18 protein-coding genes are annotated in these 23,273 nt (G+C 60.4%); 6 read left to right on the top strand and 12 right to left on the bottom strand.

Going from position 1 to position 23,273, the window contains the following annotated elements:
• Positions 1 to 237 precede the first annotated feature (237 nt).
• The 3 genes from LVD10_RS08945 to LVD10_RS08955 all read left to right on the top strand — a co-directional run bounded on the left by LVD10_RS08945 (position 238) and on the right by LVD10_RS08955 (position 3,646).
• Positions 238 to 624 carry a DUF2750 domain-containing protein gene (locus LVD10_RS08945; protein WP_232941394.1) on the top strand — a complete coding sequence of 129 codons (387 nt, stop codon included), beginning with the start codon at positions 238 to 240 and terminating at the stop codon, positions 622 to 624.
• Positions 625 to 1,582: 958 nt separating this feature from the next.
• Positions 1,583 to 2,449 carry a hypothetical protein gene (locus LVD10_RS08950; protein ID WP_232941393.1) on the top strand — a complete coding sequence of 289 codons (867 nt, stop codon included), beginning with the start codon at positions 1,583 to 1,585 and terminating at the stop codon, positions 2,447 to 2,449.
• 9 nt (positions 2,450 to 2,458) lie between these two features.
• The gene (locus LVD10_RS08955) at positions 2,459 to 3,646 is read left to right on the top strand and encodes a DUF4785 domain-containing protein (RefSeq protein WP_237063266.1); all 1,188 of its coding nucleotides are present in this window, start codon (positions 2,459 to 2,461) and stop codon (positions 3,644 to 3,646) included.
• Positions 3,647 to 3,752: 106 nt separating this feature from the next.
• Here the strand turns inward: LVD10_RS08955 and LVD10_RS08960 are convergent, their stop codons facing one another.
• Positions 3,753 to 6,212 (bottom strand): DUF305 domain-containing protein, encoded by a 2,460-nt coding sequence (locus LVD10_RS08960; protein WP_237063268.1) that lies wholly within the window; start codon positions 6,210 to 6,212, stop codon positions 3,753 to 3,755.
• A 276-nt stretch (positions 6,213 to 6,488) separates the two neighbouring features.
• On the opposite strand from LVD10_RS08960, the gene LVD10_RS08965 reads away from it, so the two are divergent.
• A complete protein-coding gene (locus LVD10_RS08965) occupies positions 6,489 to 7,406 on the top strand; it encodes an alpha/beta hydrolase (protein ID WP_237063270.1) in 918 nt (305 codons plus the stop codon).
• A 52-nt stretch (positions 7,407 to 7,458) separates the two neighbouring features.
• On the opposite strand, the gene LVD10_RS08970 is transcribed toward LVD10_RS08965, so the two are convergent.
• From LVD10_RS08970 to LVD10_RS08985, 4 genes are all read right to left on the bottom strand, one after another.
• Complete coding sequence (locus tag LVD10_RS08970) at positions 7,459 to 10,014, bottom strand: TonB-dependent receptor (RefSeq protein WP_237063272.1); 2,556 nt, start codon at positions 10,012 to 10,014, stop codon at positions 7,459 to 7,461.
• A 226-nt stretch (positions 10,015 to 10,240) separates the two neighbouring features.
• The gene (locus LVD10_RS08975; RefSeq protein ID WP_237063274.1) at positions 10,241 to 11,662 is read right to left on the bottom strand and encodes a hypothetical protein; all 1,422 of its coding nucleotides are present in this window, start codon (positions 11,660 to 11,662) and stop codon (positions 10,241 to 10,243) included.
• 261 nt (positions 11,663 to 11,923) lie between these two features.
• Complete coding sequence (locus LVD10_RS08980; RefSeq protein WP_232941387.1) at positions 11,924 to 12,823, bottom strand: dienelactone hydrolase family protein; 900 nt, start codon at positions 12,821 to 12,823, stop codon at positions 11,924 to 11,926.
• A gap of 111 nt (positions 12,824 to 12,934) precedes the next feature.
• Positions 12,935 to 13,603: a DNA-3-methyladenine glycosylase I gene (locus LVD10_RS08985; protein ID WP_237063276.1), complete on the bottom strand. Its 669-nt coding sequence runs from the start codon at positions 13,601 to 13,603 to the stop codon at positions 12,935 to 12,937.
• Between the two features lie 171 nt (positions 13,604 to 13,774).
• Between LVD10_RS08985 and LVD10_RS08990 the strand changes: the two genes are divergently transcribed.
• Positions 13,775 to 15,259: an amidohydrolase gene (locus LVD10_RS08990; protein WP_237063278.1), complete on the top strand. Its 1,485-nt coding sequence runs from the start codon at positions 13,775 to 13,777 to the stop codon at positions 15,257 to 15,259.
• Between the two features lie 51 nt (positions 15,260 to 15,310).
• On the opposite strand, the gene LVD10_RS08995 is transcribed toward LVD10_RS08990, so the two are convergent.
• The 4 genes from LVD10_RS08995 to LVD10_RS09010 form a co-directional block, all read right to left on the bottom strand.
• Positions 15,311 to 16,885, bottom strand: coding sequence for an AMP-binding protein (locus tag LVD10_RS08995; RefSeq protein WP_237063280.1), 1,575 nt, complete (start codon positions 16,883 to 16,885; stop codon positions 15,311 to 15,313).
• A gap of 88 nt (positions 16,886 to 16,973) precedes the next feature.
• The gene (locus LVD10_RS09000; RefSeq protein WP_237063282.1) at positions 16,974 to 17,825 is read right to left on the bottom strand and encodes an SDR family NAD(P)-dependent oxidoreductase; all 852 of its coding nucleotides are present in this window, start codon (positions 17,823 to 17,825) and stop codon (positions 16,974 to 16,976) included.
• A 71-nt stretch (positions 17,826 to 17,896) separates the two neighbouring features.
• Positions 17,897 to 18,916, bottom strand: a complete 1,020-nt coding sequence (locus LVD10_RS09005; RefSeq protein ID WP_237063284.1) for an NAD-dependent epimerase/dehydratase family protein — start codon at positions 18,914 to 18,916, stop codon at positions 17,897 to 17,899.
• Between the two features lie 12 nt (positions 18,917 to 18,928).
• On the bottom strand, positions 18,929 to 19,462 hold the full coding sequence (locus LVD10_RS09010; RefSeq protein ID WP_237063286.1) for a 2,4'-dihydroxyacetophenone dioxygenase family protein: 534 nt from the start codon (positions 19,460 to 19,462) through the stop codon (positions 18,929 to 18,931).
• A gap of 147 nt (positions 19,463 to 19,609) precedes the next feature.
• On the opposite strand from LVD10_RS09010, the gene LVD10_RS09015 reads away from it, so the two are divergent.
• A complete protein-coding gene (locus LVD10_RS09015; protein WP_237063288.1) occupies positions 19,610 to 20,620 on the top strand; it encodes a helix-turn-helix transcriptional regulator in 1,011 nt (336 codons plus the stop codon).
• Between the two features lie 71 nt (positions 20,621 to 20,691).
• Here the strand turns inward: LVD10_RS09015 and LVD10_RS09020 are convergent, their stop codons facing one another.
• The 3 genes from LVD10_RS09020 to LVD10_RS09030 all read right to left on the bottom strand — a co-directional run bounded on the left by LVD10_RS09020 (position 20,692) and on the right by LVD10_RS09030 (position 23,008).
• Complete coding sequence (locus tag LVD10_RS09020; RefSeq protein WP_237063290.1) at positions 20,692 to 21,165, bottom strand: Spy/CpxP family protein refolding chaperone; 474 nt, start codon at positions 21,163 to 21,165, stop codon at positions 20,692 to 20,694.
• Positions 21,166 to 21,361: 196 nt separating this feature from the next.
• Positions 21,362 to 22,012, bottom strand: a complete 651-nt coding sequence (gene tmpT, locus LVD10_RS09025) for a thiopurine S-methyltransferase (RefSeq protein WP_237063292.1) — start codon at positions 22,010 to 22,012, stop codon at positions 21,362 to 21,364.
• Positions 22,013 to 22,198: 186 nt separating this feature from the next.
• The gene (locus LVD10_RS09030; protein WP_237063294.1) at positions 22,199 to 23,008 is read right to left on the bottom strand and encodes a zinc metalloprotease; all 810 of its coding nucleotides are present in this window, start codon (positions 23,006 to 23,008) and stop codon (positions 22,199 to 22,201) included.
• Positions 23,009 to 23,273: the final 265 nt, after the last annotated feature.

Genomic DNA, 23,273 nt, shown 5'->3' on the forward strand with positions numbered 1-23,273 from the left:
AAATACCGGAGGCCGGCAGTACTAGGTACCGGAATGAATTTGATGCATCATGAGCGGCATCTGGCGCAGCTGATCGCGATGTCTCAATGGCGGGCCTTGCTGTCCCGGCAATACAGCGGACCGGTTCTGTGCTATTGAACACTGACAGGCCCGCAAGCGGCCGCCTCTGCAGGAACAATTGGCCGGCGCAACCGAAAAGTCGGCGCAGAATTTTTTTAAACGGAATCGATGCAAAGTATGAACAAAGAAGAGCTGGAGGCCATCCTCGGCCTGGAGACCGAAGACCGCTACGACTACTTCCTGGATGTGGTCGGGGAGGAGCGGGAAGTCTGGATCCTGGTGAACAGTGACGAGCACTTCCTGAAGCTGCACGCCGAGGACCAGGGTGGCTTCGAATACCTGCCGGTGTGGCCCAGTGAGGATTTTGCCGCTGCCTACGCCGACGACGACAGCGACCTTACCCCCCGGGGCATCGCCCTGCCCCAGTTCCTCAAGAAATGGCTACCGGGACTGGACAGGGATGGCATCGAGGTGGGTGTATTCCCGGGTCCGGACAAGGATGTGTGGGTCATGGAAGCCACCGACCTGGAAAAGGACCTGCGCGAGGAACTGTCCCGCTTCTAGAAGAAAAGAATAGGCGCCGGGCCTGGCCGGCGTTTGGCCGTGTACCGGCACAAAGCAGTTCGGGCCCCCTGTGACTGCAGCCAGCGGGGTCAGTGGCTGCGTATCCCGCACACAACACCGGGAAACACTGTCATTCCCCGGAAGTAGCTACCCCCTCTTCCTCCATCTCCAGACTGCTCCCACCTTTATCTTGCGCCAACGTGGTAACGGAAGTCGCCACCATGCCGGCGAGGACAATGGGATAAGTATGTTTGTCTCTGGATCTGCAGCTTGCCCCCTTGGACAAGCGAGCTTCTTTACAGCCGGTACACTCCAACGCAGGTACACCGACTTCATTACAACCGGCGATTCTTCACGACACAACAGGAGCCGGAATCCGGCTCTTGCGCCGACAAGCATTATTAACGCGGCGGTCCAGCACAACCAGCATCACCCTCTTGAATATTTTTTCAAGCTACAGCACCACAGGCTTCTTTTTCCAGCGAGCGACAACAGCCGGTTGGAAAATTTGATGGGAGGATTCTGACCACGGGGCTAAAAAGCGGGGTCGCAACCCGGGCAGGGACGGTGCTCATCCACAATTATGTACCGACCTTTCAGTCACTTTATCAGCGTTTGATTCCGGACTATTCAGTCAAAATGAACAACACGCCACAGTCGTCAGTCCCGCTCTTCGACGGTTCCTCCATATGCAAATATTTTTTGCGCTAGCGCACAAATATCCAACATTTCCTGTGACTGTAACCGGAACAGCCTTTTCGGCAACAGGCGCAGCTGTAGTATGAAATCGGGCTCAGGCGAGATGCCGTGCCCGACTTACCGGGCGGACAGCGGATACCCGAATAATAAAAGCCCGCTGCCGCCGGAATGTGAAAGGAAGCGAACAAGGCAATTCCGTTTCTCCTGCAGCTTCATATTCCACCGCTAAAAATCAATGCAATAAAAAGGTGAATCATCGATGAAGACGAGAAATATTCCATTGCTGGCAGTATTGCTTGCAGTGCTCTGTGCGCCACTTTCTGCGTTCGCAGTGACCGGCGTGGCTCTGGTGCATGGCACCGGCAACCAGTCCGACGCCTATAACGATTACTGGAAATCCGGCATGGTGGAATCGATCCGCCAGGGCCTGCCCAGTAGCGGCAACCTGCTGGTGGTAAACTGTGATTTCGAGGAGTACATGTGGGATGACGCCGCCGCCGGCTGCCTGGCGACGCAACTCCACAATTTTATTACCTCGATGAACATTGACGACCTGGTTGTCATCACCCACTCCAATGGTGGCAACGTGATGCGCTGGATCCTGTCCAACCCCACCTGGGACAGCCGCTACCCGGCCATTATCAACAGTACCCGCTGGGTAAATGTACTGGCAGCCTCCAGTGCCGGCACACCACTGGCCGATGCCGTGATGGCCGGCAATGTATTCGAGGCCTCGGTGGGATGGCTCCTGGGTTACCAGAACGATGCGGTACGCATGCAGCAGACCAGCTGGATGGATTACTACAACGATACCTGGCTGCTGGGCACCGCCGGTCGACCCTCCCTCCCGGTTGGTTTCTGGAATGTGGTCGGCAGCGATGTGGAGAGCGCCGTGTGGGACCCCGACAGTTACTGTGGCGGCTACACGGAAAATGTCGGGCTGGAGATCACCCAGGAGTGGCTGGACAGCTGCTCCGATGGGTTCCTGAATTGCAGTTCGCAGAATGCCGCGGGCAGCCTGTGGTTTTACGACACCTCCGCCACCGCCGGGGGCGAGCCGCTGAGCCACAACCAGAGCCGTCGCAAGTGCTTCAACCTCGACGTAATCCTGAGAAACGATATTTAAGGTGCCGCCATGAAAAACCTACAGACCAAAGCAATTCCACTGTTCTTTGCCATGGCTGCCACCGCGATGGTAGCGACCATGGCAAGTGCCCAGCAGATTCTCAATGACAGCCGCGAGCGGGTCAGTTTCTCCCAGCTGGTGGAACAGGGTAAGGAACAACAACTGGCCGACAGCGGTGCCCGGGAGCAGAGCCGGGCCTTTTACCGCAAGGTCACCGGTGCCGAACTCAATCGCGGTGCGGAATTTTTTGTCGACGGGAAGCAGGCCGTGATCCAGGTCTCCCCCCTCGACCGCGCCAGCAATGGCAGGCGGGTGGTAGACACCGACATTCCGCGCGGCATGACCCTGTCCAATGGCACCGAGCGCCGCCCGGTGAGCGACGACAGCATCGCCCTGCACCGTAAAAGCGAGGGCCTGCGGCAGGAGTTTCCCGGCTTCTACGGCCGTGCCCATGTAATGAAGGTCCCCGAAGATATGGGACGCGGCCGGTTTACCCTGAAAGCCAACGGCGATGCCAGTGCGAACGCCGAGTACATCCTCTACGTACTGGACAAGCGCAGCGATATCGAGCTGGCAGTAGAGACCCCGAGCAAGCGCTTCAGCCGCTCCGGCACCCTGGCCCTGGAGGCAAAGGCGGCCGGCCAGGCAAGCGCGTCGCTGGAATCGGTCTCCGCCACCCTGATCGCCCCGCGCGGCGACCGCTACGAGCTGGGTGGCGGGCAGCGTACCGGCAACCACTATACCCTGGACTGGCCGGTAAACGTGGATGCCCCCTCGGTACCCGGTGAGCTGTGGCGGATCGAAGTGCGTTCAACCCTGCGCAATGCCCGCAATGAGCCCGTGGAACGCGTGGCCGTGATCGCAGCAGATATTTTTACCGAGACCGCGAGTGCCACGGTCGGCGGCAGCGATGCACAAAGCCTGACCCTGTCGGTGGACGTACAGGAGGCGGGGCGCTATGAGGCGCGAGCCCTGGTTTTCGGGGTGGATAGCGATGGCGAGTACCGGCCGGCGATGCTGGCTTACCAGGCCGAGTGGCTGGATGCCGGGGCCCGGGAGATGACCGTACCCATCGACACGGCCCGGCTTGCGGCCTCCGGCCTGCAGGCACCCTACCAGGTCCGCAGTGTCCAGTTCCTGGACCAGGGTCGTATGTCGGTGCTGGGTTATATGCAGGGCAGCTGGGAGCTGAAATAACCCGCTCACGCCTGCGATTTCAATGGGCCTGCTCCAGGCCCTTTTCGGTGCGCCGGCACTTGCGGGATATGCCCCGCCAGTGCCGGCGCATTCACAACCACACTGGTCAGCGCAACTCCCGGGCAATGCCCTCCAGGGACTCCGTCAGCGCGCGGGTTTTCTTCTCCGCGTCCTCATCATCATTATTGACCGATGCCAGCGAGGCCAGCATCACCAGCCGGCCCGCAACCTTGCTGTCCTTGGCCCGCTTCTGCAGCAGTGACTCCGAATTCTCCAGTACCTTCACCAGGTCGGCAGCCATGGTGTCAGGCACAGACTGGCTGCGCTGCAGCTGGTCCAGGTAGGCCCTTGCCACTACCGGCCGGGCCGGCCACTCCACCGGAAACTGCTGCTGGGGATTGAACAGGCCATCCTGGTCGGCCACTGTGGCCGCGCCCACCTCATTGGCGCTCAGGTACTGGCTGGGCAACAGGGAGAACACATCGATGCCGCGGGCGATCTCGGTGCCGTAGATCCTGCCGTTGTACCAGTAGGCGGACCAGTAGCCGCCCAGCACGATATCCTCATCGTCGATGGGGCCACGGTCAAAATAAGCGATCTCCACCGGGTTGGCAGAGTCGGTGAAGTCCATCAGGGAAATACCGCCCTGGTACCAGGCCTGCACGAAGATATCGCGCCCGGGCACCGGCACAATGGAACCGTTGTGGGCCACACAGTTTTCCTGCTCGCTCTGGGGGGCGGGCAGCTTGTAATGACTGCGGTATTCCAGCTTGCCATCCACGATGTCGTAAATGGCGTTTGCGCCCCAGTCCAGTGGGTCGTATGCGCGACAGCGCGGCCGGGAGCCGCCACCCCACTCATCAGTGAAAATTACCTTGGTGCCATCGTTGTTGAAGGTGGCGGAGTGCCAGTAGGCAAACCCCTTGTCGTTCACCGCATCGATCCGCTTCGGCTGCAGCGGGTCGGAGATATCAAACAGGATTCCATTGCCGGAGCAGGCGCCCGCCGCGATCTTGCGCTCAGGGAACACGGTAATATCGTGGCAGTGGTCGGTGCGGTTGGTTTCCTTGGTATCGTCGCCGTGATCGCCACCCCGCCACAGACCCGCCAGCGTATCGGAGCCGGGATCGGCAAAGACCGCCGGGCTGTCGACTATGCGTGACTTTGACGGGTCGGCCACAGGTATTTCGATGACATCGATGCGGAACAGCGCGGTGCGCTTGTCCCCGGGGGTATCATCAACACAGCCCGGCATCTCGTCCTCTTCTCGTACCGGGGCAATACCCGAGTTATAGACCACGATCCTGCCGTCCTCACCGGGACCGGATACCACGGAATGGGTGTGTGAACCGCGACAGGTCTGCACCGCGCCCACCTGCTTCGGACGCTCAAGGTCACTGATATCAAAGATACGCAGGCCGCGGAAGCGCTCGGGGCTGACATCCTCACTGATCCCCTGCAGGCCGCAATCGAGCCGGCCGCGGTTCTGCTCCACCGACATGATCAGCAGGTCGCCAACCACCGATACATCCCCCTGCCCGCCGGGACACACCACCGAGCTCACCTGTTGCGGCAGGCCGCTCTCCGGCAGCCGGTAGATATTGAAGCCGTGGTAGCTGCCGGCCACCATGATATCGCCGGAGAAAGCGATATCGGTGTTGGCAAAGCTCATAAAGGGCCAGCGCTCTTCCTTGTCCTTGCCGGACTTGGCTTTGTCTTCTTCGTCCCCGGCCTTTTTACCCCCTTCTTTCTCCGGCTTTTCCGGTGGCAGGCCAGCCACGTTGTCCGGGTCGTAGAAACCGGCCGGTTTCGGCAGCCGTCCCTCGTGCTTCAGGTTCAGGATGGCCTCACCGGCATCGGCGTATCCGGCCGCCAGCCCCGCCCGGGGGTCCTCCGACAGGCCGGCCAGCAGCTTGCCCATGCGCTCCACTTCCGCCGACTGGTCATTGACAATATCTGTAGTGAATTCGAACAGTACCGGGTCGTAGGCAGAGCCGGCTTTGTCCTGCAGCTCCTCCACCATGGTCACCGCCCCCTCGTGGTGGGCGATCATCAGTTCCAGGAACAGCCGGTCGAATGCCTTGCTTTTGGAAGCTGCCAGCTCGGCCATCTCTTCGGGCGTGGCCATACCGGCCATCTTGTGGTCGGTTGCCATGGCGTGGTGGTGTTCCGGGTCGGGCACAGTTTCACCCCGTTCCCGCAGCCATTCCTGCATAAAGCTGATTTCGTCCTCCTGCGACACATCGATGCGCCCGGCCAGGTCGACGATTTCCGGGTTATTGGTGCGTTCGGCAACCAGCTCGGCCATCTGCAGCGCCTGGTGATGGTGCGGGATCATGTCCTGCATAAACCGGACGTCGTCGGGGGAATAGGCGGTGACGGCAACCTGGATCGCCTCTTTCGCGCTCAGTTCCCGCACCGCATCACCCGGCGCACCGGGCTGGACAATAGTCACCTTGTCGGCGGCGCTGGCCATGACAGGACTGAACAGGCCGGCACAGGAGAAGCCGGCAACGGCGACGATAGGAAAAAGAAACTGGTGGGTACAACGATGCAGTCTTGTCATTGATGTCACTCCATTTGTAGATGCCCTGCGAATACTGCAGTCCGCCCCAACACAATGGATACAAAATGTGCGCGTCAATTCTGGCAACCGGCGTTGCCCGGGAGGGTTCAAGGCAATTTATGTTTTAATTGGTACCGATAATTTTTATACAGGTACGCCCGGGTACAATCAATCACATACCAATACAATAATGGACCGGCGATCCGCTGTAGCGCCTTTTTTGACACTTAAATATTTTCCGTAATGGGGACCATCAATGAACAGGGGAAACAGGCATTGACCAACCGACTACTGGCCACACTGCTCACGTTAATTCTCACCACAGGCCTGTCTGCCTGCGACAACCACCATTTATCCGGGCCAGCCGGCAAGCAAGACCAGCAGGTTCCCCTGGATTTCCTCCCGGCACTCAAGGGGGATTATTTCCGCCTTGACTCGAATACCGTGGGCCGCCCCTACCATATCTATGTGCGCTACCCCGGGGGATACCGGGACAACCCGGAGCAACAGTACCCGGTTATTTACCTGCTGGACGGTGACTCCATGTTCCCCATCCTCGCCGCCAACCACCTGTTCTTGCACTACGACGACAAAATTCCCGAAGCCATTGTGGTGGGCATTGCCTATGGCGCGTTTGATCCCGCCATCAACATGCGAGACATCGATTTTTCCACTCCGGCGAAAGATCGGGAGAGAAGCGGTGGTGTGGCACTGTTCCACCAGTTCCTGGAACGGGAGTTATTACCGGCAGTGGAGAGTCGCTACCGGGCGGATCCCCAGCGCCGTATTCTCTACGGCCAGAGTCGCGGCGGCTTTATGGTGCTTTACTCTGCCTTCAATCACCCCGACCTGTTCTGGGGCCGCATTGCCGGCAACCCGAGTTTCCTGCCAGACATGGAGCAATTCTTTGCCACTCCGGCGCCTTCAACCCGGGATGACCTGGTGTTGGCAATCTCCAGTGGCTCAGCCGACCGCTTCCAGGCCAGGGGGGAACGTGCACGCCAGTGGTACGACTACTGGAAGGAAAAAGGGGACGCGCCCTGGGAAATTCACTTCAATACCATCGAGGGTGGCACGCATGCTGCCGATAGCCCGGCGACCTATCGGTTCGGCCTGCGACAGCTATTCAGTGACGAGATCGAAACTGCCCGCCGCGCGGCAGAAAGAGCAAGTTCGGCATCCACCCAACACTGAATCACTCGGGGGGAATCGGGCACGGCGCCACCGGCGCCGTGCCCGGGATACATCAGAAGTTATAGCGCAGGTCCAGGCCGTAGGTACGCGGTGCTGAGATACCCAGGAAGCCAGTGCCGAAAACATCCAGCGTACGGCCACCCACACTGCCAGTCACCTCGTTTTCCAGCAGGTTGCGGCCCCAAAGGGCAACTTCATACTGCTCGCTATCACTCATCCACGACAGGCGGGTGTTGAGCAGCCGGGTATCCTCACCGAAACCCGGGATAGGTGTGTCCACGCCGGCGATCATTACCGATGAGATAGCAGCGGGATCACTTTCCGCACTGTTCTCGGCATAGATATAGTCCGCGTACAGGTCCACCGAGCCAAAGCTCACCTCAGGTGACCAGTTGAACGTGAGGGTATAGGCGGTATCGGCAGAATCGTTCTCGCGATCGGACTGCAACTCGCCGCGGGCATTGTAAAAGCTTTCCCACTCGGACTCGGTATCCCGCAGGGTGGTCACCAGGCCCAGGCGCACAGTGTCCACGGGCAACCAGTCAAACGTCACCTCGATACCGTCGATTCTCTGGTCACCGTTGATTACCCGCGGCAGGGCGTTGGTCTGGCCGGGAGGCAGGGTCTCGACGCTGCGCTGGCGATTATCCACAGTCATATCGAAGTAGCTGAGCTGCACCCTGGCGCGATTGTCGAACAGGTCCCCCTTCAGGCCCAGTTCGATATTCTCCACTTCCTCGGGCTTGATCGGGTTTGCCGCCGAGGACTGGTCGAGGCTGTCAAAGCCCCCGGATTTATAGCCGGTGGCATAGGACAGGAACACCATGGCCTGGTCGGTGATATCGTACTGGCCCACCAGGCGACCGGTAACCTTACTCCAGTTGTCCTCTGCTTCCAGCTGCCCGTCACCCACAACATAACCGTCGTCAGTGCGGAAGATCAGCGGTTCAATTGGCGCGGTACCGGGAACCGTCGGGCGGGAGAAATCCACCCCGGGCACCAGCCAGCTGAACTCCTTGTTGTCGTGGCTGTAGCGCAGGCCTGCCGACAGGCGGAAGCGATCGGTAAAGGCATATTCCGCATCGGCGTAGAAACCATAGTTAACAAACTCACCTTCATTGATTACCGACTCCTGCCAGGTCATGCCGGCGTACTCCGGCCCGAACAGCATACTGGTGCCGAGAGCCTGGGCGACGGCATCGTAATAGACACCGTCCTGTGGCAGCACTCCCTGCCCCAGCAAGGTGGTGAATGTGGCCCAGTCCCCCGGCGCCCACAGGTGATCGATCGATGCCAGCGCAGCCAGTGAATCTGCGGCTGCGGCACTGGCTATCGCGTCGGCTTCCGCCTGGCTGATCAGGCCCGCCTGCACTGCCGGTGCGGTTTGCGCATTGGCTGCGGCAATGGTGCCGGCCTCAATCATGCCCTGCAATGTGGGGTCGTTTACCAGGGCCGTGGTGGTGACGCGGATGGCGGAGTCTGCCAGCGCCGTGACGGTGGTGTCCTGGCGAATGGATTCGGAGGAATAGTTGGCACCGAACACGGCGTTGAGGGTGTCGGTGTTGTAGTTGAACTGTACCTCGGAATAGCTGATATCGTTGTCGAAGCGATTGTTCGTATCCAGGTATACGGTGGGCTCGGCGGTACCGTCTTCCTCTTCCCGGTTGGTGGTTTCGAAGGCGCGATAGCTGTGCACCGCCTTGACGCTCAGGGTGTCGGAGAAATCGTGGAACAGCTTGGCATTGATTGCGTACATATCGCGGGTTTCCTCGCCGCGAATCAGGTCGTTGGCAACCCTGCGGGAATACGGCTCGGTATTCAGGGCAAAATCGCTGAAGCCCACGGCCGCGCGGGGGGAGTTATCCACCTGGTCCCAGTCGTAGGAGAGCTGCAGGTCGGTCGCCTCGCTCACATCCCACAGTGCGGAAATACGGCCAGTCACCACATCCTGCTCACCGGAGTCGCGGCCGCTGGCATTCTCGATATATCCGTCGCGCTGGTTCGTCAGCAGGTTCGCCCGCACGTACAGGCTGTCGGTAACCGGGGCATTCACCATGCCCTCGTTGCGGACCAGGCCGTAGTTGCCGATCTTGGTGGAAACAAAGGCCTCGAAATCCTCCGAGGGCTGGCGCGGCACCAGGCTCAGGGTACCGGCCGCCGAGTTGCGCCCGAACAGCGTGCCCTGCGGGCCTTTCAGGACCTCCACCCGCGCCATATCGGAAAACGCAATGGTCGTCGCGGCGGAGGGCAGGTAGGCATCGTCATAAAAAGTCGATACCGAGGGATCACCACCGGCACTGATATTGGGGCTGGAAATACCCCGTATCGACAGCGAGGCCTGGGTCAGGCCATCACCGGCATCGAAACCGGGGATGTACGCATCCATTTCGTTGAGCGTCAGCGCGCCGGTATAGACGATATCATCCGAGGAGAAGGTATCGACGGTAATCGGCACGTCGAGGCTGTTCTGCTCGCGCTTCTGTGCGGTTACGGTGATTTCCTCCAGCGCGCTTTCGGCAGCAGAGATGGAGAGTGAAAAGCCGGCGAGTGGTGTCACCAGTGCAATGGCCAGCGGCAGCCGGGCCCGCTTGAAAGTTACAGGCTTCATGGTGGGGGTCCCCTATTTATTATTAGGATCGCAGGGTACAGGTTCGCAGCTGGTCGCAGGGTACATCGCAGCCAACGCGATCCCTTTCTCATCCCGGACCTCCCCGACACAGGAGGGCAACATCCCCTCACTGCCTGCCGAAAAGAAATACCCGGGAGTAAATCAGTTAAAAAATTAGCAACAAAGCCGGGGCGTGTAAATCGTCAATAGCGGTCACCCGGGAGCCTCACAGATTGATAATGATGAATTCCGCTGGCCTTATTGTGGCCAGGCCGATGGACACTTTCAGGGCCGGCTCTATCCGCCCACCATCCTCGGCGGTCTCCGAGATATAACACCGGCTAAAAAAAGCGTCTTCCGGCTTGGTGCCCTGCAGGGCACCGGCGCGCCACTGCGCCGTAAGGAACTCCCCTATTGCAGACTCAACCATATGTCGTGCATACCGACTGTCTGTAATCTCCCCCAGGCCCCGGAGAAACCTCCGCACAGCTACCCGCACCATATTGCAGTAGCGCCTTACATTGATATAGCGCCATTCATTACTATCTCCCGCCAGCGTGCGCGCACCCCAGACGCGGTTACCTTTATCCGTGAAATAACGCAATGGATTGATGGCCGTACCACTGCTGTGCACGGTCATCCCCTGGCCCATCCGTGAGTCAACCTCCACGGCCAGGGACCTGACTCCCGCCAGCGCAATATTGGCCGGGGTCTCCCAGACCCCGCGACTGCGATCCACGGCGCAATAGATTCCGGCCATGGCCGCTGATGGCGGCAGGGTTACCGAGTGCCGATCGAGGGCGGCACGAACTTTCCGGTAAAGCTCCGGCCTGGCGTTTCTGCCGCGACCTTTCAGGTCGGCAAGTGTGTGGGCTCTGCCGGCTCGCCGCCCCATATCCTGCATTACCAGGATCGACTGTTCATCCCAGCGCCATGGCAACGTGGTATGGATAGAGGGAAAGTAAGCGGCACCGTATTCGAGACTGGGTGAGCTGATGCCGTCACGGAAGGCGGAGAGGCAATCCTCCACCGGGCCGCCCCCTTCCCAGGGGTCGGCAATCAGGAAGCGATCACCGGTTTCTGCACACTGGTCGAGTGCGACGCGCAGCACATCGTAATAGCGGGCCTGTATCGAGCGAATCAATGACAAATCGCCCGGCACCGCCGGGCGGATGCCGCTGAGGTCCGGCATCACCATCAGCGTGGGCCCTTCTGTCCGGGCCAGTGCGGAGAGGGCCCCAAGGTGATCGGCGGCCACTTCCGACATGACACCAGCGCCGTCAAAGCTCCCCACGCTGACAACATAGCAACGGCCACCCCCGTTCAGGAAGTAATGCTTCAGGGCATAGGCCAGCCGGAACCGCGCCAGCGTGTCCTTATTGGGATCGGCAATGCCGTCGATCGGGTTGCCATCGGCGTCCAGGTGGATTTCGAAATTCCCGATGGCCGGTGGCTGTCCGAAAATCATTGCGAACTCGGCCAGCGAGCGGATTTCCACGACGCGGTTGAGCAGTGACTGGCCGAAGTGGAAAATTCTTTCTGTGTAGCCAATGAATACGGGCACTGCGGTCTCCACCGCGTGCACCTGCTGAAACGGCACCGGGATTTCGTCCACAAAAACACCCGGCTGGCCATAGAGCTCGCTCATGGTACCCCCTCATCACTGGTCTTGAGTCTCTGCTGACTGGCAGTTTTCCCTAGTGTGCCAATCGCCGGCCCGGCAATCTATTCCAATGCCGACCGGAACGGGCCTTTGGGAAAATATTGGCAGCGTTTCCTTTTTAGGGACTCAGTGACCGAATACAGCGGAGAGTTTCCAGCGCAGATTTCCCCCTGGGGAGTAGAGAAGCGGGCAGGCACCCCTGCCCCGGCAGTACTGGGTTCCGGTTTGCCCGCCGACAGGTGAACGTCAGGTAAGGTGATGCTCGAACAATGCCAGCATCTTTTCCCAGGCACGCTCTGCCTGTTTCGGGTTATGGGCCATGGAGTCCGGCGGGCACCAGCCGTGCATGGCGCCCTCATAAACTTCAACCTCGGCCTGGACACCGGCGTCGTCAAACGCCTCACGCAGCACGGCCTTGGCTTCCGGCTGCCGTTCATCGTCGTTCTCGGCAATGGCCACCAGGAAACCGGCCTGGATTTCCGGCACCAGTCGGTGGGGACTGTCCTCTTTATCGGTTACCAGCCGGCCGCCGTGGAAGGAGGCTCCGGCCCCGATTCGTTCCGGCATATCGGCAGCCAGGCGGAAGGTATAGGAGCCCGTCATGCAGTAACCCATGGTGCCCGCCTTTTTCCCGGTATCCACCGCGGCCTGACGGTCCAGGAACTGCATAAATGCACGGCCATCAGTCACGCAGGTTTCCGGGGACAGGGTGCCGGCCTGTTTCCGCGCCTCCGGCCAGACTGCCTTGCGCAGCTCCGCATCAATCAACCGGGTACCGTCCGGCACCAGCTGGCCCTGCATGGTCCGGTAGTAGGGATTGACCACCAGGACCGTATAGCCGGACTCTGCCAGTCGCTTGCCCATCTCGCGGAAGGCCGGGCGTATGCCAAAGATATCGGGCCACATGATCACCGCCGGGTATCGGCCACTGGCAGGGTGCACGAAATAACAATCGGCTTTGCCATCGGGCGTCGTGACCGTCACATTCGATTCCACCACCTGCATGGCCCGCGCGGACACCGGCAACATCGCTGCCAGCGCCGCGCCAAGTCCGATCCTGCCGAAATCCCGCCGGCTGATGCCGCGACTGTCTCCGTGGCTATCTATGTACTCGTCCACATCCCTGTTCGTCTGCTCGTCACACATGCCCTGCCCCCTTGGGTTAAATTCGCCTGCTGGCGTTTATTTGATCGGCCACTGCCGTGGACCGGGCCAGGCCCGGCTCTACCTCACCGGGAATACGATCCGCGACAGCGATCAGCCCACCGAATAGGCCAGGATCTGGCTGATTTCATTCAGGCTGCGCCCGGTCTGGCCCTGCCACCCGGCAACAGCCTTCTGCAGCGCAACCCAGTCCTTTTTCGACGAGGGCGTCTTCTGCACCACCCCTTCACGCACCAGCGCCTGCACCATGTCGGGGGAGAAGATCAGCGTATCCACCCCCATGCGGCGCAGGAAAATCTGCCCCGTACGACCACCCAGGCGGGAGCCTCCCTTCTGCAGGTAGCGCAGGTTGTCACCGTAATCTGCCGCCTGCCAGCCGGCAAAGTAATTGCCCAGGCCATTGTGGGCACGGGAGAGTTCGAGAAAGAAGGTAGCGTTGTCGCGGATGGCCCTGGTCTTGGCCCAGTGACGGATCATGCCATCCTGTTTCATGACACTCTCCAGCTCGTCGTCGGGCATAAAGCTGCAGTGGTGCAGGTCGAAGCCGTGGAAAATCTCCTCGATGCGCGGCCACTTGTTGCGCACCACGGTCCAGTTGAAGCCGGCCTGGAACACGGCCCGCGATGCCGCGGAGAGCCATTCGCTGTCCGGGATCTTTTTCAGCGCCCGCGCTGACCTTGGCCTGGTGAGCTCTTTATCCAGTTCCGCTTCACCACCAAAACGCTCGATCACGCCCGCCTCTATATCCCGGAAATCCCGCACTTCCACTCTCCTCGCTATGCCAGCCTTACCGATGCACGTTTATAACAGGGGGCGCCCGCCCCCGCTACACTCACCCGGCCAAGTGCAAGCCGGCTATAGTTTCGGCACAATGAATGACAGATCGGCGCGACCACCACCAACGCCGGGAAAATGATAAGAAGGGGAAACTCCATGATCCGACGCACCACATCCGCTATTGCCACATTGGCCACCGCCTCGGCGCTCACCCTGGCCTGCGCCATTTCAACGGCCCATGCCTATGACGAACAGTCCCTCAGTAGTGACGCAAACTGGGTCGAAGCCCAGTCAAAGCGTATTGCCCCCCAGGCCACCGGCCTGGCCGATGACCTGTGGAACTGGGCGGAAATGGGTTACCAGGAGACCCGCAGTAGCGGGGCAATCCAGGACCACCTGAAGGAGGCCGGTTTCTCGGTAGAGACCGGTATCGCCGATATCCCCACGGCTTTTGTCGCCAGTTACCGGCAGGGTCGCGGCGGGCCGGTGATCGGCCTGCTGGCAGAAATGGATGCCCTGCCCGGGGTGGCGCAGGAAGCGGTCCCGGAACACAGCCCGATCGAGGGCCAGGCCGCCGGCCACGCCTGTGGTCACCACCTGTTCGGTGCCGGCTCCACCGCCGCGGCCATCATGCTGAGCCGCTGGCTGAAGGAAACGGGCACCCCCGGTGAAATCCGCCTCTACGGCACCCCCGCCGAGGAAGGCGGTTCCGGCAAGGTCTATATGGTGCGCGCCGGGGCCTTCGAGGGCACCGATGTGGTCCTGCAATGGCACCCCGGTGACCAGAATGCCGCCCTGCCCACGTCCAGCCTCGCCAACCGCTCCGCGAAATTTCGCTTCAAGGGGATCGCCAGCCATGCCGCCGGCGCCCCGGAGCGGGGCCGCTCGGCCCTCGATGGTGTGGAGGCGATGAACTATATGGTGAACATGCTGCGCGAGCATGTACCGGACAGCACCCGCATCCACTATGTGATTACCGACGGTGGCCTGGCCCCCAATGTGGTACCGGCCAACGCGGAGGTCTTCTATTACGTGCGCGATAACACTGCGGCAGAACTGGAACCGGTCTGGAAACGGGTTGAGGAAATTGCCCGGGCCGCGGCGCAGGGCACCGGTACTAGCGTGGAATGGGAGATCATCCACGGCAACCACAGCCTGCTGCCCAACCAGACCATCAACCGCCTGCTGGATGCCAGCATGCGCCAGTTCGGTGGGATCGAATATACAAAAGCGGAAGAGAAGTTTGCCCGCAGCCTGGACGGCCTGGCCAGCAAGCCGGGGCGCATGCTCGGCGACCAGGAAAAGATTGCCGAATACAATCCTTCCGAGGCCCCCATGCCCGGCTCCACCGATGTGGGTGACGTCAGCTGGAATGTCCCCACCGGCGGCTTCGGCACAGCCACCTGGGTACCGGGCACTTCCGCCCACACCTGGCAGGCAGTAGCGGCCGGGGGCACCAGTATCGGCCACAAGGGCATGATGCTGGCCGCGGAAACCCTGGCCCTGGCCGGCATCCAGATGCTGCGGGAACCCGCGCTGGTGGAACAGGCCACCGAGGAGTTTGAACGCAAGCGCGGCAATGACTTCGAATATACGCCGCTGCTGGGCGACCGCGAGCCGCCGCTGGACTATCGCCGCTAATCCAGGCTATCTGTCACCCGGGGGCTCGCGCCCCCGGGCAGGCCGGAATCATCAGGCCGGGGTGCTTCGCAGCTCCCGGCGCAGGATCTTGCCCACGGTGGATTTGGGCAGCTCGCTGTGAAAATGGATGTGCTTCGGTACCTTGTAGGCGGTCAACTGCTCACGGCAGAAATCGACGATCGCCGCCTGGTCCAGCTCCCCTTCCACCACGAGATGGGCGTTGACGGCCTCGCCGGTCTGCTCACTGGGGGAGCCCACCACTGCCGCCTCGATGATTTGCGGGTGGCGGCAGAGCACGTCCTCCACCTCGTTCGGGTAAACATTAAAGCCGGACACGATGATCATATCCTTGAGGCGGTCGACGATACGAACGTTGCCATTGTCCTGTACCAGGCCAACGTCGCCGGTACGGAAGAAACCATCGCGCAGCACTTCTGCCGTCGCCTCCGGGCGTTGCCAGTAGCCGGCCATCACCTGGGGACCACGAACCACCAGCTCGCCACTCTCACCCGGGGCCACCTGGCGGCCCTGCTCATCCCACACCTGCACCTCGGTTTCGGCCAGCGGCGTACCCACGGTACCGATTTCCTCGCGATCGAATTCATTCAGGGTGATGACCGGCGAGGTCTCTGAAAGTCCCCAGCCCTCGGTTACCGTGCAGCCGGTGACCGACTGCCACAATTCCGCAGCGGATGTTGTGAGTGCGGTACCGCCGGAGAAGGTCATCTTCAGGCTGCTGAAATCCAGCGCCTTGAATTCCTGGTGACGGCACAGGCCGGTAAACAGGGTGTTGATGCCCGCCATGCCGGTAAACCGGAACGGCTTGATGGCCCGAACCAGTCCATCCAGGTCGCGGGGATTGGGAATCAGCACGTTCATGGTGCCCATACTGAACAGGGCCAGCACGTTCACGGTAAACGCATAGATATGGTAAAGCGGCAACGGGCACACAAAAATTTCCTCGCCCTCGTTACCGCGCTGCGAAATACGCTCCAGCATCTGTGCCGCGTTGGCGAGCAGGTTGGCGTGGGTCAGGCTGGCCCCCTTGGCGACACCGGTAGTGCCACCGGTGTACTGCAGCACGGCGATATCCTCGCGTACCGCCGTGGATTTTTCGATCGACGGTAATTCGCCACCGCGCCCAATGGCGTCGACCAGGCCATGGTAACCGCCCGGTGCATCGACGGGATTGCCCAGCAAGTCGGCCGCGCCGGTAACCAGAACCCGCTCGATATCGGTATCGGCCTTGATGGCCTCAAACTTTTCCAGGAAGTCGGCGAGGATAACCAGCGCGCGGGCACCGGAATCGGAGAACTGGTGCTGCATCTCCCGCGGTGTGTACAGCGGGTTGGTGTTGACGATCACCAGGCCGGCCCGTAGTGCGGCATAGGCGGCAATCGGGTACTGGCTGATATTGGGCAACTGGATGGCAATCCGGTCGCCGCGCTCCAGGCCAGCCTCGTGCTGCAACCACTGCGCCAGGTGGCGGGACTTCTCCTCCACCTCGGCGAATGTCAGCGTCTGCCCCAGGCAATTGAAGGCGGGCAGGTGGGCGAATTTATCCAGGCCATGCTCGATAAATTCGGCGAGGTTATTGAACTGCATATTGAGTCCGGACTTTTTCATTTTATCGCTCTCCGGCTTTGTGATCAGGCCTGCCAGGGATTGACCGGCAGGCATTGTCCAGGCGCCAGCGCGCAGGCGCCCATTGCTATTAACTCTTCGCTTTGCTGCCCGCAGCCTGGCGCTGCTCCCGCGCCAGTCCCTGCCGGACCTTGCCATCGATGATGCGGTGGAACAGGCCGGGCGCCTTGCGGGCGATGGCCCGGGTCAAGCGGGCACGGAATCCCGGGGTAATCATGTATTGCCGCTTGCGCAGGCCCGCGAGTATTCCGTCGACTGCCTTGTCCACCGGCATGACACCAGCAAACTCGTTGATGACCTCAGTCACCAGGCGTCCTGTGCGGCGTTCTTCTTCCAGCATGGGTGTGTGGATTTCCCCCGGGCAGACCACGGAGACATCAATGCCCTTCGGGGTGAGCTCGGTGCGCAGTACCTCGGCCAGGCCCACCACCCCAAACTTGGAGGCGGAGTAGGCAGCGTGGGTATAGCTGCCGCAGATTCCCGCCAGGGAAGCGACCAGTGCCAGGTGGCCACCGGGCTGCATATGCCGCAAGGCACCGGCCGCGAAGTTGCGACTGCCGATCAGGTTGACTCGGATGCTCTGCTCAAAGGTCTCGAAGGCCAGCTCGGAAAACTCCGCGGTGCGCAGGATCCCGGCACAATTGATGGCAAAGTCCGGTACACCGACTTCGGCCGTGGCCAGGTCCATACTGGTGGTAACTGCCACGGGATCGGTAATATCCACGGTGTAGCTTTCCACCCAGCCACCGGCATGCGCCTGCTTGCCGCGCAGGTCAGCCAGCACGGACTCATCAACGTGCAGGTCGAAGATCGCCACCCTGGCCCCTTCCTGCAGCAGGGCTCCGGCGAGGCGAAGGCCAATTCCACTGCCGCCGCCAGAGATAAATGCCACCCTGGGCGCGCCGTGTTTCCAGTTACTCATCGCTCTGTACCTCAGAAAATTATGACGTGCTGTACCGGGGGCATGGATTCCCGGCCGCACAAGCAGCCAGGTCAGCCCGGCACTGCAGTCCCCGGCACGCCGCTACCGAGGTGGTCCGCCAGTTCCGACATTGCCTGCTGGTAAGTCACCACCGGCTGGTAACCCAGCTGGCGCCTTGCCTTATCCACGGAAAACTCATTGGGGCCTCCCATCAGCCGGTAGGACTGGCGGGTGACCAGCGGGCGCTCTTTCTGCCCACGCAGGTGACCGAACCATTCCAGCACCGGTGCCAGTGCCCTTGCCAGCCTGTTGGGAACTGAGGCCGGCGCTGGCGCACCGGCGAGTCGGGCCAGGTCGCCGAGATACTGCTTCCAGGTAATTCCATATCCATCCGCGGCCACAAAAATGTCGCCCCGGGTAGATTCCGAACGGGCTGCCGCAACCAGTATTGCCACCAGGTTCCTTACATGCACCAGCCCCGCATCCCAGTCACCGCTGCCAAGCAGGCAGGCCTGGTGATTGCGCAGCATGTCCACCATCAGGTTTACCCAGGGCCCACTGCCGACACCAAAGACATTGGCGGGACGTATGATCGTTGCCCTGAGCCCCAGTCGTTGCACCGCCTCACGGGTAACGCGCTCCTGCTCCTGCTCCTGCTTGCAGTACTCATAATGGGACGTGGCCTCGCCGAGTGGACTGTCTTCGTCGAGAGGGCCTCTGGCCAGGGCGCTGGCGTAGGCACAGACGCTGGTGGTCACGATAAAGTGCGCATCCCACGCCAGCGCCAGGTCGATAGCCTGGCGGGTACCCCCGACCGTGATATCCACATGCGCATGGCGCGTGCCCCAGTCACTGACTACCGCCGCCAGGTGAAAGATGGCGTCAACCCTGCCGATCTGCCATTTCAACCCGGCCAGGGCTCGCACATCACCGGTGACAATACGTACCCGGTCACCCCAGTCCGCCGGGACCGGCTCGCCCGGCATCATCAGTGCAACCACAGAGACCTTTTCAGCCAGCAGGGCCTGCACCAGGTGGCGACCGATAAACCCACCGGCCCCGGTAACGAAGGCGGAATTCAACTCACTCACAACCGGCCCTGCTTATTCGCCCACGACGATCATCTGGTCGCAGCGCTTGCCCTCCGCTTCACACAGGGCGCGGTAAAGATTCATGACAGTCTTGGCATCGAGCACACTGGTGACATTGCCATCGTCATCGATATTGACGTTGCTGCCAAAGATGGCAAACCAGACGTCTGCGTCTTCAGTTGCATCGTCGGCCACCGTGAGGGTGTGCACAGAGTGGGCCGGCTCGAACAGGTAGGAGCCCGCATTGTTAATTTTTTGCGGATATTCCTTATAGAACCATTCGCCGGATTTGGTAAAGGCAAACACGGGCCCCGTATGGTAGTGGGTATCGACACAGAAACCGGGTTTGAAGCGGCTGCGGATTACCCACAGGTTCTGGTTCAGGTCGATATGCAGCACCTGCAGCAGTGAGCCATCGGGCAGGGTTACCCAGGGTAGGTCGGTCTCCTGCAACAGCACCGCCTCGCGGGCGTCATCACGGGATACCACACCGCCTGACTGCATGGCAGCCAGCATTTCCAGTACCGGGGTCTTTGCTTCACTCATCGCCTTGTCTCTCTCATCACTGGGAGCTGTAACGCCCCTTTAATAACAGGGTCAGTCTAGGGGCAGTGACATCCGCTCAACTTGACTATTTACGAACAAAGCTTGATATTTTGCGAACACCCGGAATTGACTGGATCGAGGTAGTGGATGTTCCTGATTCGTAGTGGCGCTATTGAAAGGTACGAGCAGCTGGTCAGTGAAATGGGGCAGAACCCGAATGAGTTACTTGGTCAGGAGGGCCTGACCATTGCCCAGGTCCGCCAGCCGAACAGCTATATCGCCTATCCCCGCCTTGCCGACTTGCTGGACCTGTCCGCTGACGCCTGTAATGAGCCCCTGTTCGGGCTGCGCCTGGCTGCCCGGCAAACCATGCTGGCGCTGGGAGAGATGGCCCTGTCCGCCTCGCAGCAGGAGACCCTGCAGGATTCCCTGTCCTACGCCGAACACCACATTGTGCTGCACGCCCATGGTGTCAGCGTCAGCCAGCATATCAATGGCGAACAGCTGGAATTACACCTGGCCTTTGACTTCAGTAATTCGAGTGGATTGCGACAGCTGATGCAGCTGAGTGCCGGGCAGGCGTTCAATACGGTATGGCAAATGGTGCAGGGTGCTGGCACATCACTGAAAATCCACCTCCTGCAATCCAGGCCGGAAGGAGACCTGTGGCAGTCAGAGAGATATGCAGATCGACTGGTTTTCAACAGCCATTTTTGTGGTATCAGTTTCCCCGCCAGCTGGCTGTCCCGTAAGCCGTGCCCGGATGAAGCATTGATTCGCGAGCATTTCCGCGAGCGTATCAGGCAGCTTGAATCCCTCTACCCCGATAACCTGCAGGCCCAGGTGCGCCATATCGTCAGTAACCTGCTGGCCAGCGGCGAGTGTGATGTCACCCGGGTTGCCGCCACCCTGGACCTGCATCCGCGGGTGTTGCAGAAAAAGCTGCAGGCCCAGGGAGTGACATTTCGCGAGCTATTGCAGGAGACACGTATGGAAATTGCCGAGCTGAACCTGCGCTTTGGCCGCCAGTCCATTACCGATCTCGCCCTCAACCTGGGCTATGCAGACGTGGCCGTATTCAGCCGTAACTTCAAGCAATGGACAGGGATGTCGCCCCGCCAGTGGCGAAAGGAAAACCGGGAAACCGGGCGGAACTGATATCCCGCCCGGCAGAGGGTCAACTGCCCTACTTTGCCTGGCACTATCCCCTTGCGCTTTCCTCCATCCCCTTACGCCCCTTTCCGCTCACGGCGCTCGGCGCGGCGTTCCTGTCGCTCTTCCCGGAGTTCACGCAGTTCGGCTTTCTGCTCGTCGGTCAGGACCGCCAGGAACTGCTGGCGGCTATTCTGGTGCAACTCCATCCGGCGAATCTTGAGCTGGCCTATTTTCATCGCCAGGGCATCCAGGGTAGCCCGGCCGACCTCATCTGCCAGTGCGTTGCGTAACTCCTTCCGCAGGCTATGGGCCTCGCGCATCAGCTCACGCCGTTCGTCACTGACGGCGTCATGATTTTCGACCAGCTGCGCTTTCTGGCCTTCAGTCAGCTCCAGCTTTTCGGCGAGACGTTCGATGCGCTGTTGCATCTTGTGTGACTTGTCCCCGTGCCTGTGGCCAAAGTCCCCGGCCATACCGAGGGTGGGCACGGCAATCACTGCAGCCAGGCCAATTCCGGTGATCGCGTTTTTCCACTGCCTGTAATTCATGGTTAGCACCTCACTTCTGCAAAGGGTTGCTCACTGTTGGTGAGCGCTGTTGTCGTCTGGCTTGCATCGACGTGAGCATGGTACCGGCGACCGGTGTAATGGAGGGCTAAGCGGGGTTAAACAGTGTTAAGAAAGGTCGGTACTTCCAGGTCCGCCCGGTTTTCCTGCGGACATGGAAGCACTCGATGGCAGGGGGCTATCGGGGTCTAAGAATCCAGGCCAGCTCGTCCACCGCCCGGGTACTTTTCAGACCGCCGGGCAATAGCCGACGCTCGGCCAGGTTGAGGTTATGGCTCGGGCTGTAAAGTCGCTCCACTTCACCGGGGCCGATGGAAAAAGGTGGTCCGGCCATCAGCTGCTGGTCGTACTCGAAGGTGATCAGTAACTGCGGAGCCCCGGGCGCAAGCGCCAGAATATGGGTGGCATATTCATTCCGCATAGACTCGGGCAGCGCCACCAGGGCCGCACGGTCGTAGACCGCATCCACCGGGCCGAGCTGCTCCGGAGACAGCTCGAAGATATCCCCCACAAAAATATCAATCCTGCCGCGCTCCCCGGCTTGCCCGGCACTGTAACAAAGCAGGTTGCCAGTGCCGGACACCATCGGTTCAACACCCAGCTCTTCAAACAATTCCCGTACGGCATTTTCATTCAGCTCGGCACCGGCAACGCTGTAACCCTGAGCCAGTAACCAGTGAATATCCAGCGTCTTGCCACAAAGCGGCAGGAAAACCCGACCCGCAGGTGCCACTTCAGCGAAATAGCGCACCAGCAGCTCATTGGGTTTTGGCGCATGGAAGCCGATTTCTCGCTCTTCCCATTTCCGGTGCCAGAATTCCTTATCCATCTATCCTCCGTTCACAACAGGTTTTCCGGGAATATAACCCGTGCGGGAGTTTTATTCATCGGGCTATGGCCGGGTTTGGGTCAAGGAAGCGTGCAGGCAATGAAAAAGACCCGCCAGGTGGCGGGTCTTTCGGTTTGCGGGCCGGCCAGCGGCCGAACCGGGTTCTCTATCAAGGGCTCAACCGGTTCAGTGGCCTTTTTCCCAGGTCACGTGGGTGATATGGCGCATACCCTGCGGGTCGATGCGGATAAAGGTTTCGTGCTGGCCGCGGCGACCGAGGGACATACCCCAGCCGGCGTTGCTGTTTTCCCAGCCGATATCCGACTTGTTGCAGCCTTTTCCGGGCGGGGAGTTGCAGTCACCACCACCACCGCCGCCGCCGGAGCCATCACTGGCGAAGGAATCATAGCTGTCGACATGCCCGTAGATGGTGTCCAGTTGCGCCATATCGTGGTTATCCGGGTACTCGTAGGGCGGGTCCTGGTAATCCATGCAGGAGAACAGCGATTCGTTATTAAAGTCCTCGTCCTGGTGGCCCAGTCCCACATCGTGCCCCAGCTCCTGGCAGGTGACACTCTGCTTCCAGCTGAAGTTATTGTAATAAGATTGGGTGAAGTAGGTATCATTCAACTTGGTATAGCCGGTCACGATATGCCCCTGGGCATCCAGGGAAATACCGGCGATCCCCAGCCAGCCGTTGTTGCCATAGTCCAGGTTACAGATGCGCACCATACCGTCCGGGGCGCTGCATTTGCGGCGGGTCCGGGATGAGGTGTCACCACTGGGGTCCTCGATCATGTTGAGCTTGGTCGACTTGGACCAGTCGGCAATGGCCTGGGTGACATAGGGGTCCCAGTCTGTGGTGGTGCTGTTGATTACCTGCAGGTCAAAGGAGCTGGTTGTCCTCGCCCAGTGGTAGTCAGCCCAGGAGTGATCTGCCGAGGCCGTAACAGGCAGGCCCGCGGCTAGCAGTACCGCAAGAAAATGCTTTTTCATTATTCTCTCCAGAATTCCAAACCGCTATAGAAAGTTGCGCCTGGGGGCTTCACGGGCGTACGGCTTGTCCGGAAAACCACAGGACGCGATTCACCGGTCCAAATACTGGCTGGAGCAGCCAACTGCTGGCGGTCCCTGAATCCTTGCAGTCACCTGGAGAGTCGTCAAGGCGACTTACGGCGCCAGACAGGACAGTCCAAGCTGTCTTTAATTCGACCTTATCTTCGAACAGGAAATAATTCGGTCAAATCACGCCCGATTGCGC

This window comes from Microbulbifer zhoushanensis, from assembly GCF_021729055.1.
GTDB lineage: Bacteria > Pseudomonadota > Gammaproteobacteria > Pseudomonadales > Cellvibrionaceae > Microbulbifer > Microbulbifer zhoushanensis.

Excerpts from the sequence above, each read along its gene's own strand:
- LVD10_RS09015 (WP_237063288.1), top strand. The coding sequence starts at position 19,610 with ATGTTCCTGATTCGTAGTGGCGCTATTGAAAGGTACGAGCAGCTGGTC.
- LVD10_RS09010 (WP_237063286.1), bottom strand. The coding sequence starts at position 19,462 with ATGAGTGAAGCAAAGACCCCGGTACTGGAAATGCTGGCTGCCATGCAG.
- LVD10_RS08955 (WP_237063266.1), top strand. The coding sequence starts at position 2,459 with ATGAAAAACCTACAGACCAAAGCAATTCCACTGTTCTTTGCCATGGCT.
- LVD10_RS08950 (WP_232941393.1), top strand. The coding sequence starts at position 1,583 with ATGAAGACGAGAAATATTCCATTGCTGGCAGTATTGCTTGCAGTGCTC.
- LVD10_RS09000 (WP_237063282.1), bottom strand. The coding sequence starts at position 17,825 with ATGAGTAACTGGAAACACGGCGCGCCCAGGGTGGCATTTATCTCTGGC.
- LVD10_RS09030 (WP_237063294.1), bottom strand. The coding sequence starts at position 23,008 with ATGAAAAAGCATTTTCTTGCGGTACTGCTAGCCGCGGGCCTGCCTGTT.
- LVD10_RS08960 (WP_237063268.1), bottom strand. The coding sequence starts at position 6,212 with ATGACAAGACTGCATCGTTGTACCCACCAGTTTCTTTTTCCTATCGTC.
- LVD10_RS08970 (WP_237063272.1), bottom strand. The coding sequence starts at position 10,014 with ATGAAGCCTGTAACTTTCAAGCGGGCCCGGCTGCCGCTGGCCATTGCA.
- LVD10_RS08980 (WP_232941387.1), bottom strand. The coding sequence starts at position 12,823 with ATGTGTGACGAGCAGACGAACAGGGATGTGGACGAGTACATAGATAGC.
- LVD10_RS08975 (WP_237063274.1), bottom strand. The coding sequence starts at position 11,662 with ATGAGCGAGCTCTATGGCCAGCCGGGTGTTTTTGTGGACGAAATCCCG.
- LVD10_RS08995 (WP_237063280.1), bottom strand. The coding sequence starts at position 16,885 with ATGAAAAAGTCCGGACTCAATATGCAGTTCAATAACCTCGCCGAATTT.
- LVD10_RS08990 (WP_237063278.1), top strand. The coding sequence starts at position 13,775 with ATGATCCGACGCACCACATCCGCTATTGCCACATTGGCCACCGCCTCG.
- tmpT (WP_237063292.1), bottom strand. The coding sequence starts at position 22,012 with ATGGATAAGGAATTCTGGCACCGGAAATGGGAAGAGCGAGAAATCGGC.
- LVD10_RS09020 (WP_237063290.1), bottom strand. The coding sequence starts at position 21,165 with ATGAATTACAGGCAGTGGAAAAACGCGATCACCGGAATTGGCCTGGCT.
- LVD10_RS08945 (WP_232941394.1), top strand. The coding sequence starts at position 238 with ATGAACAAAGAAGAGCTGGAGGCCATCCTCGGCCTGGAGACCGAAGAC.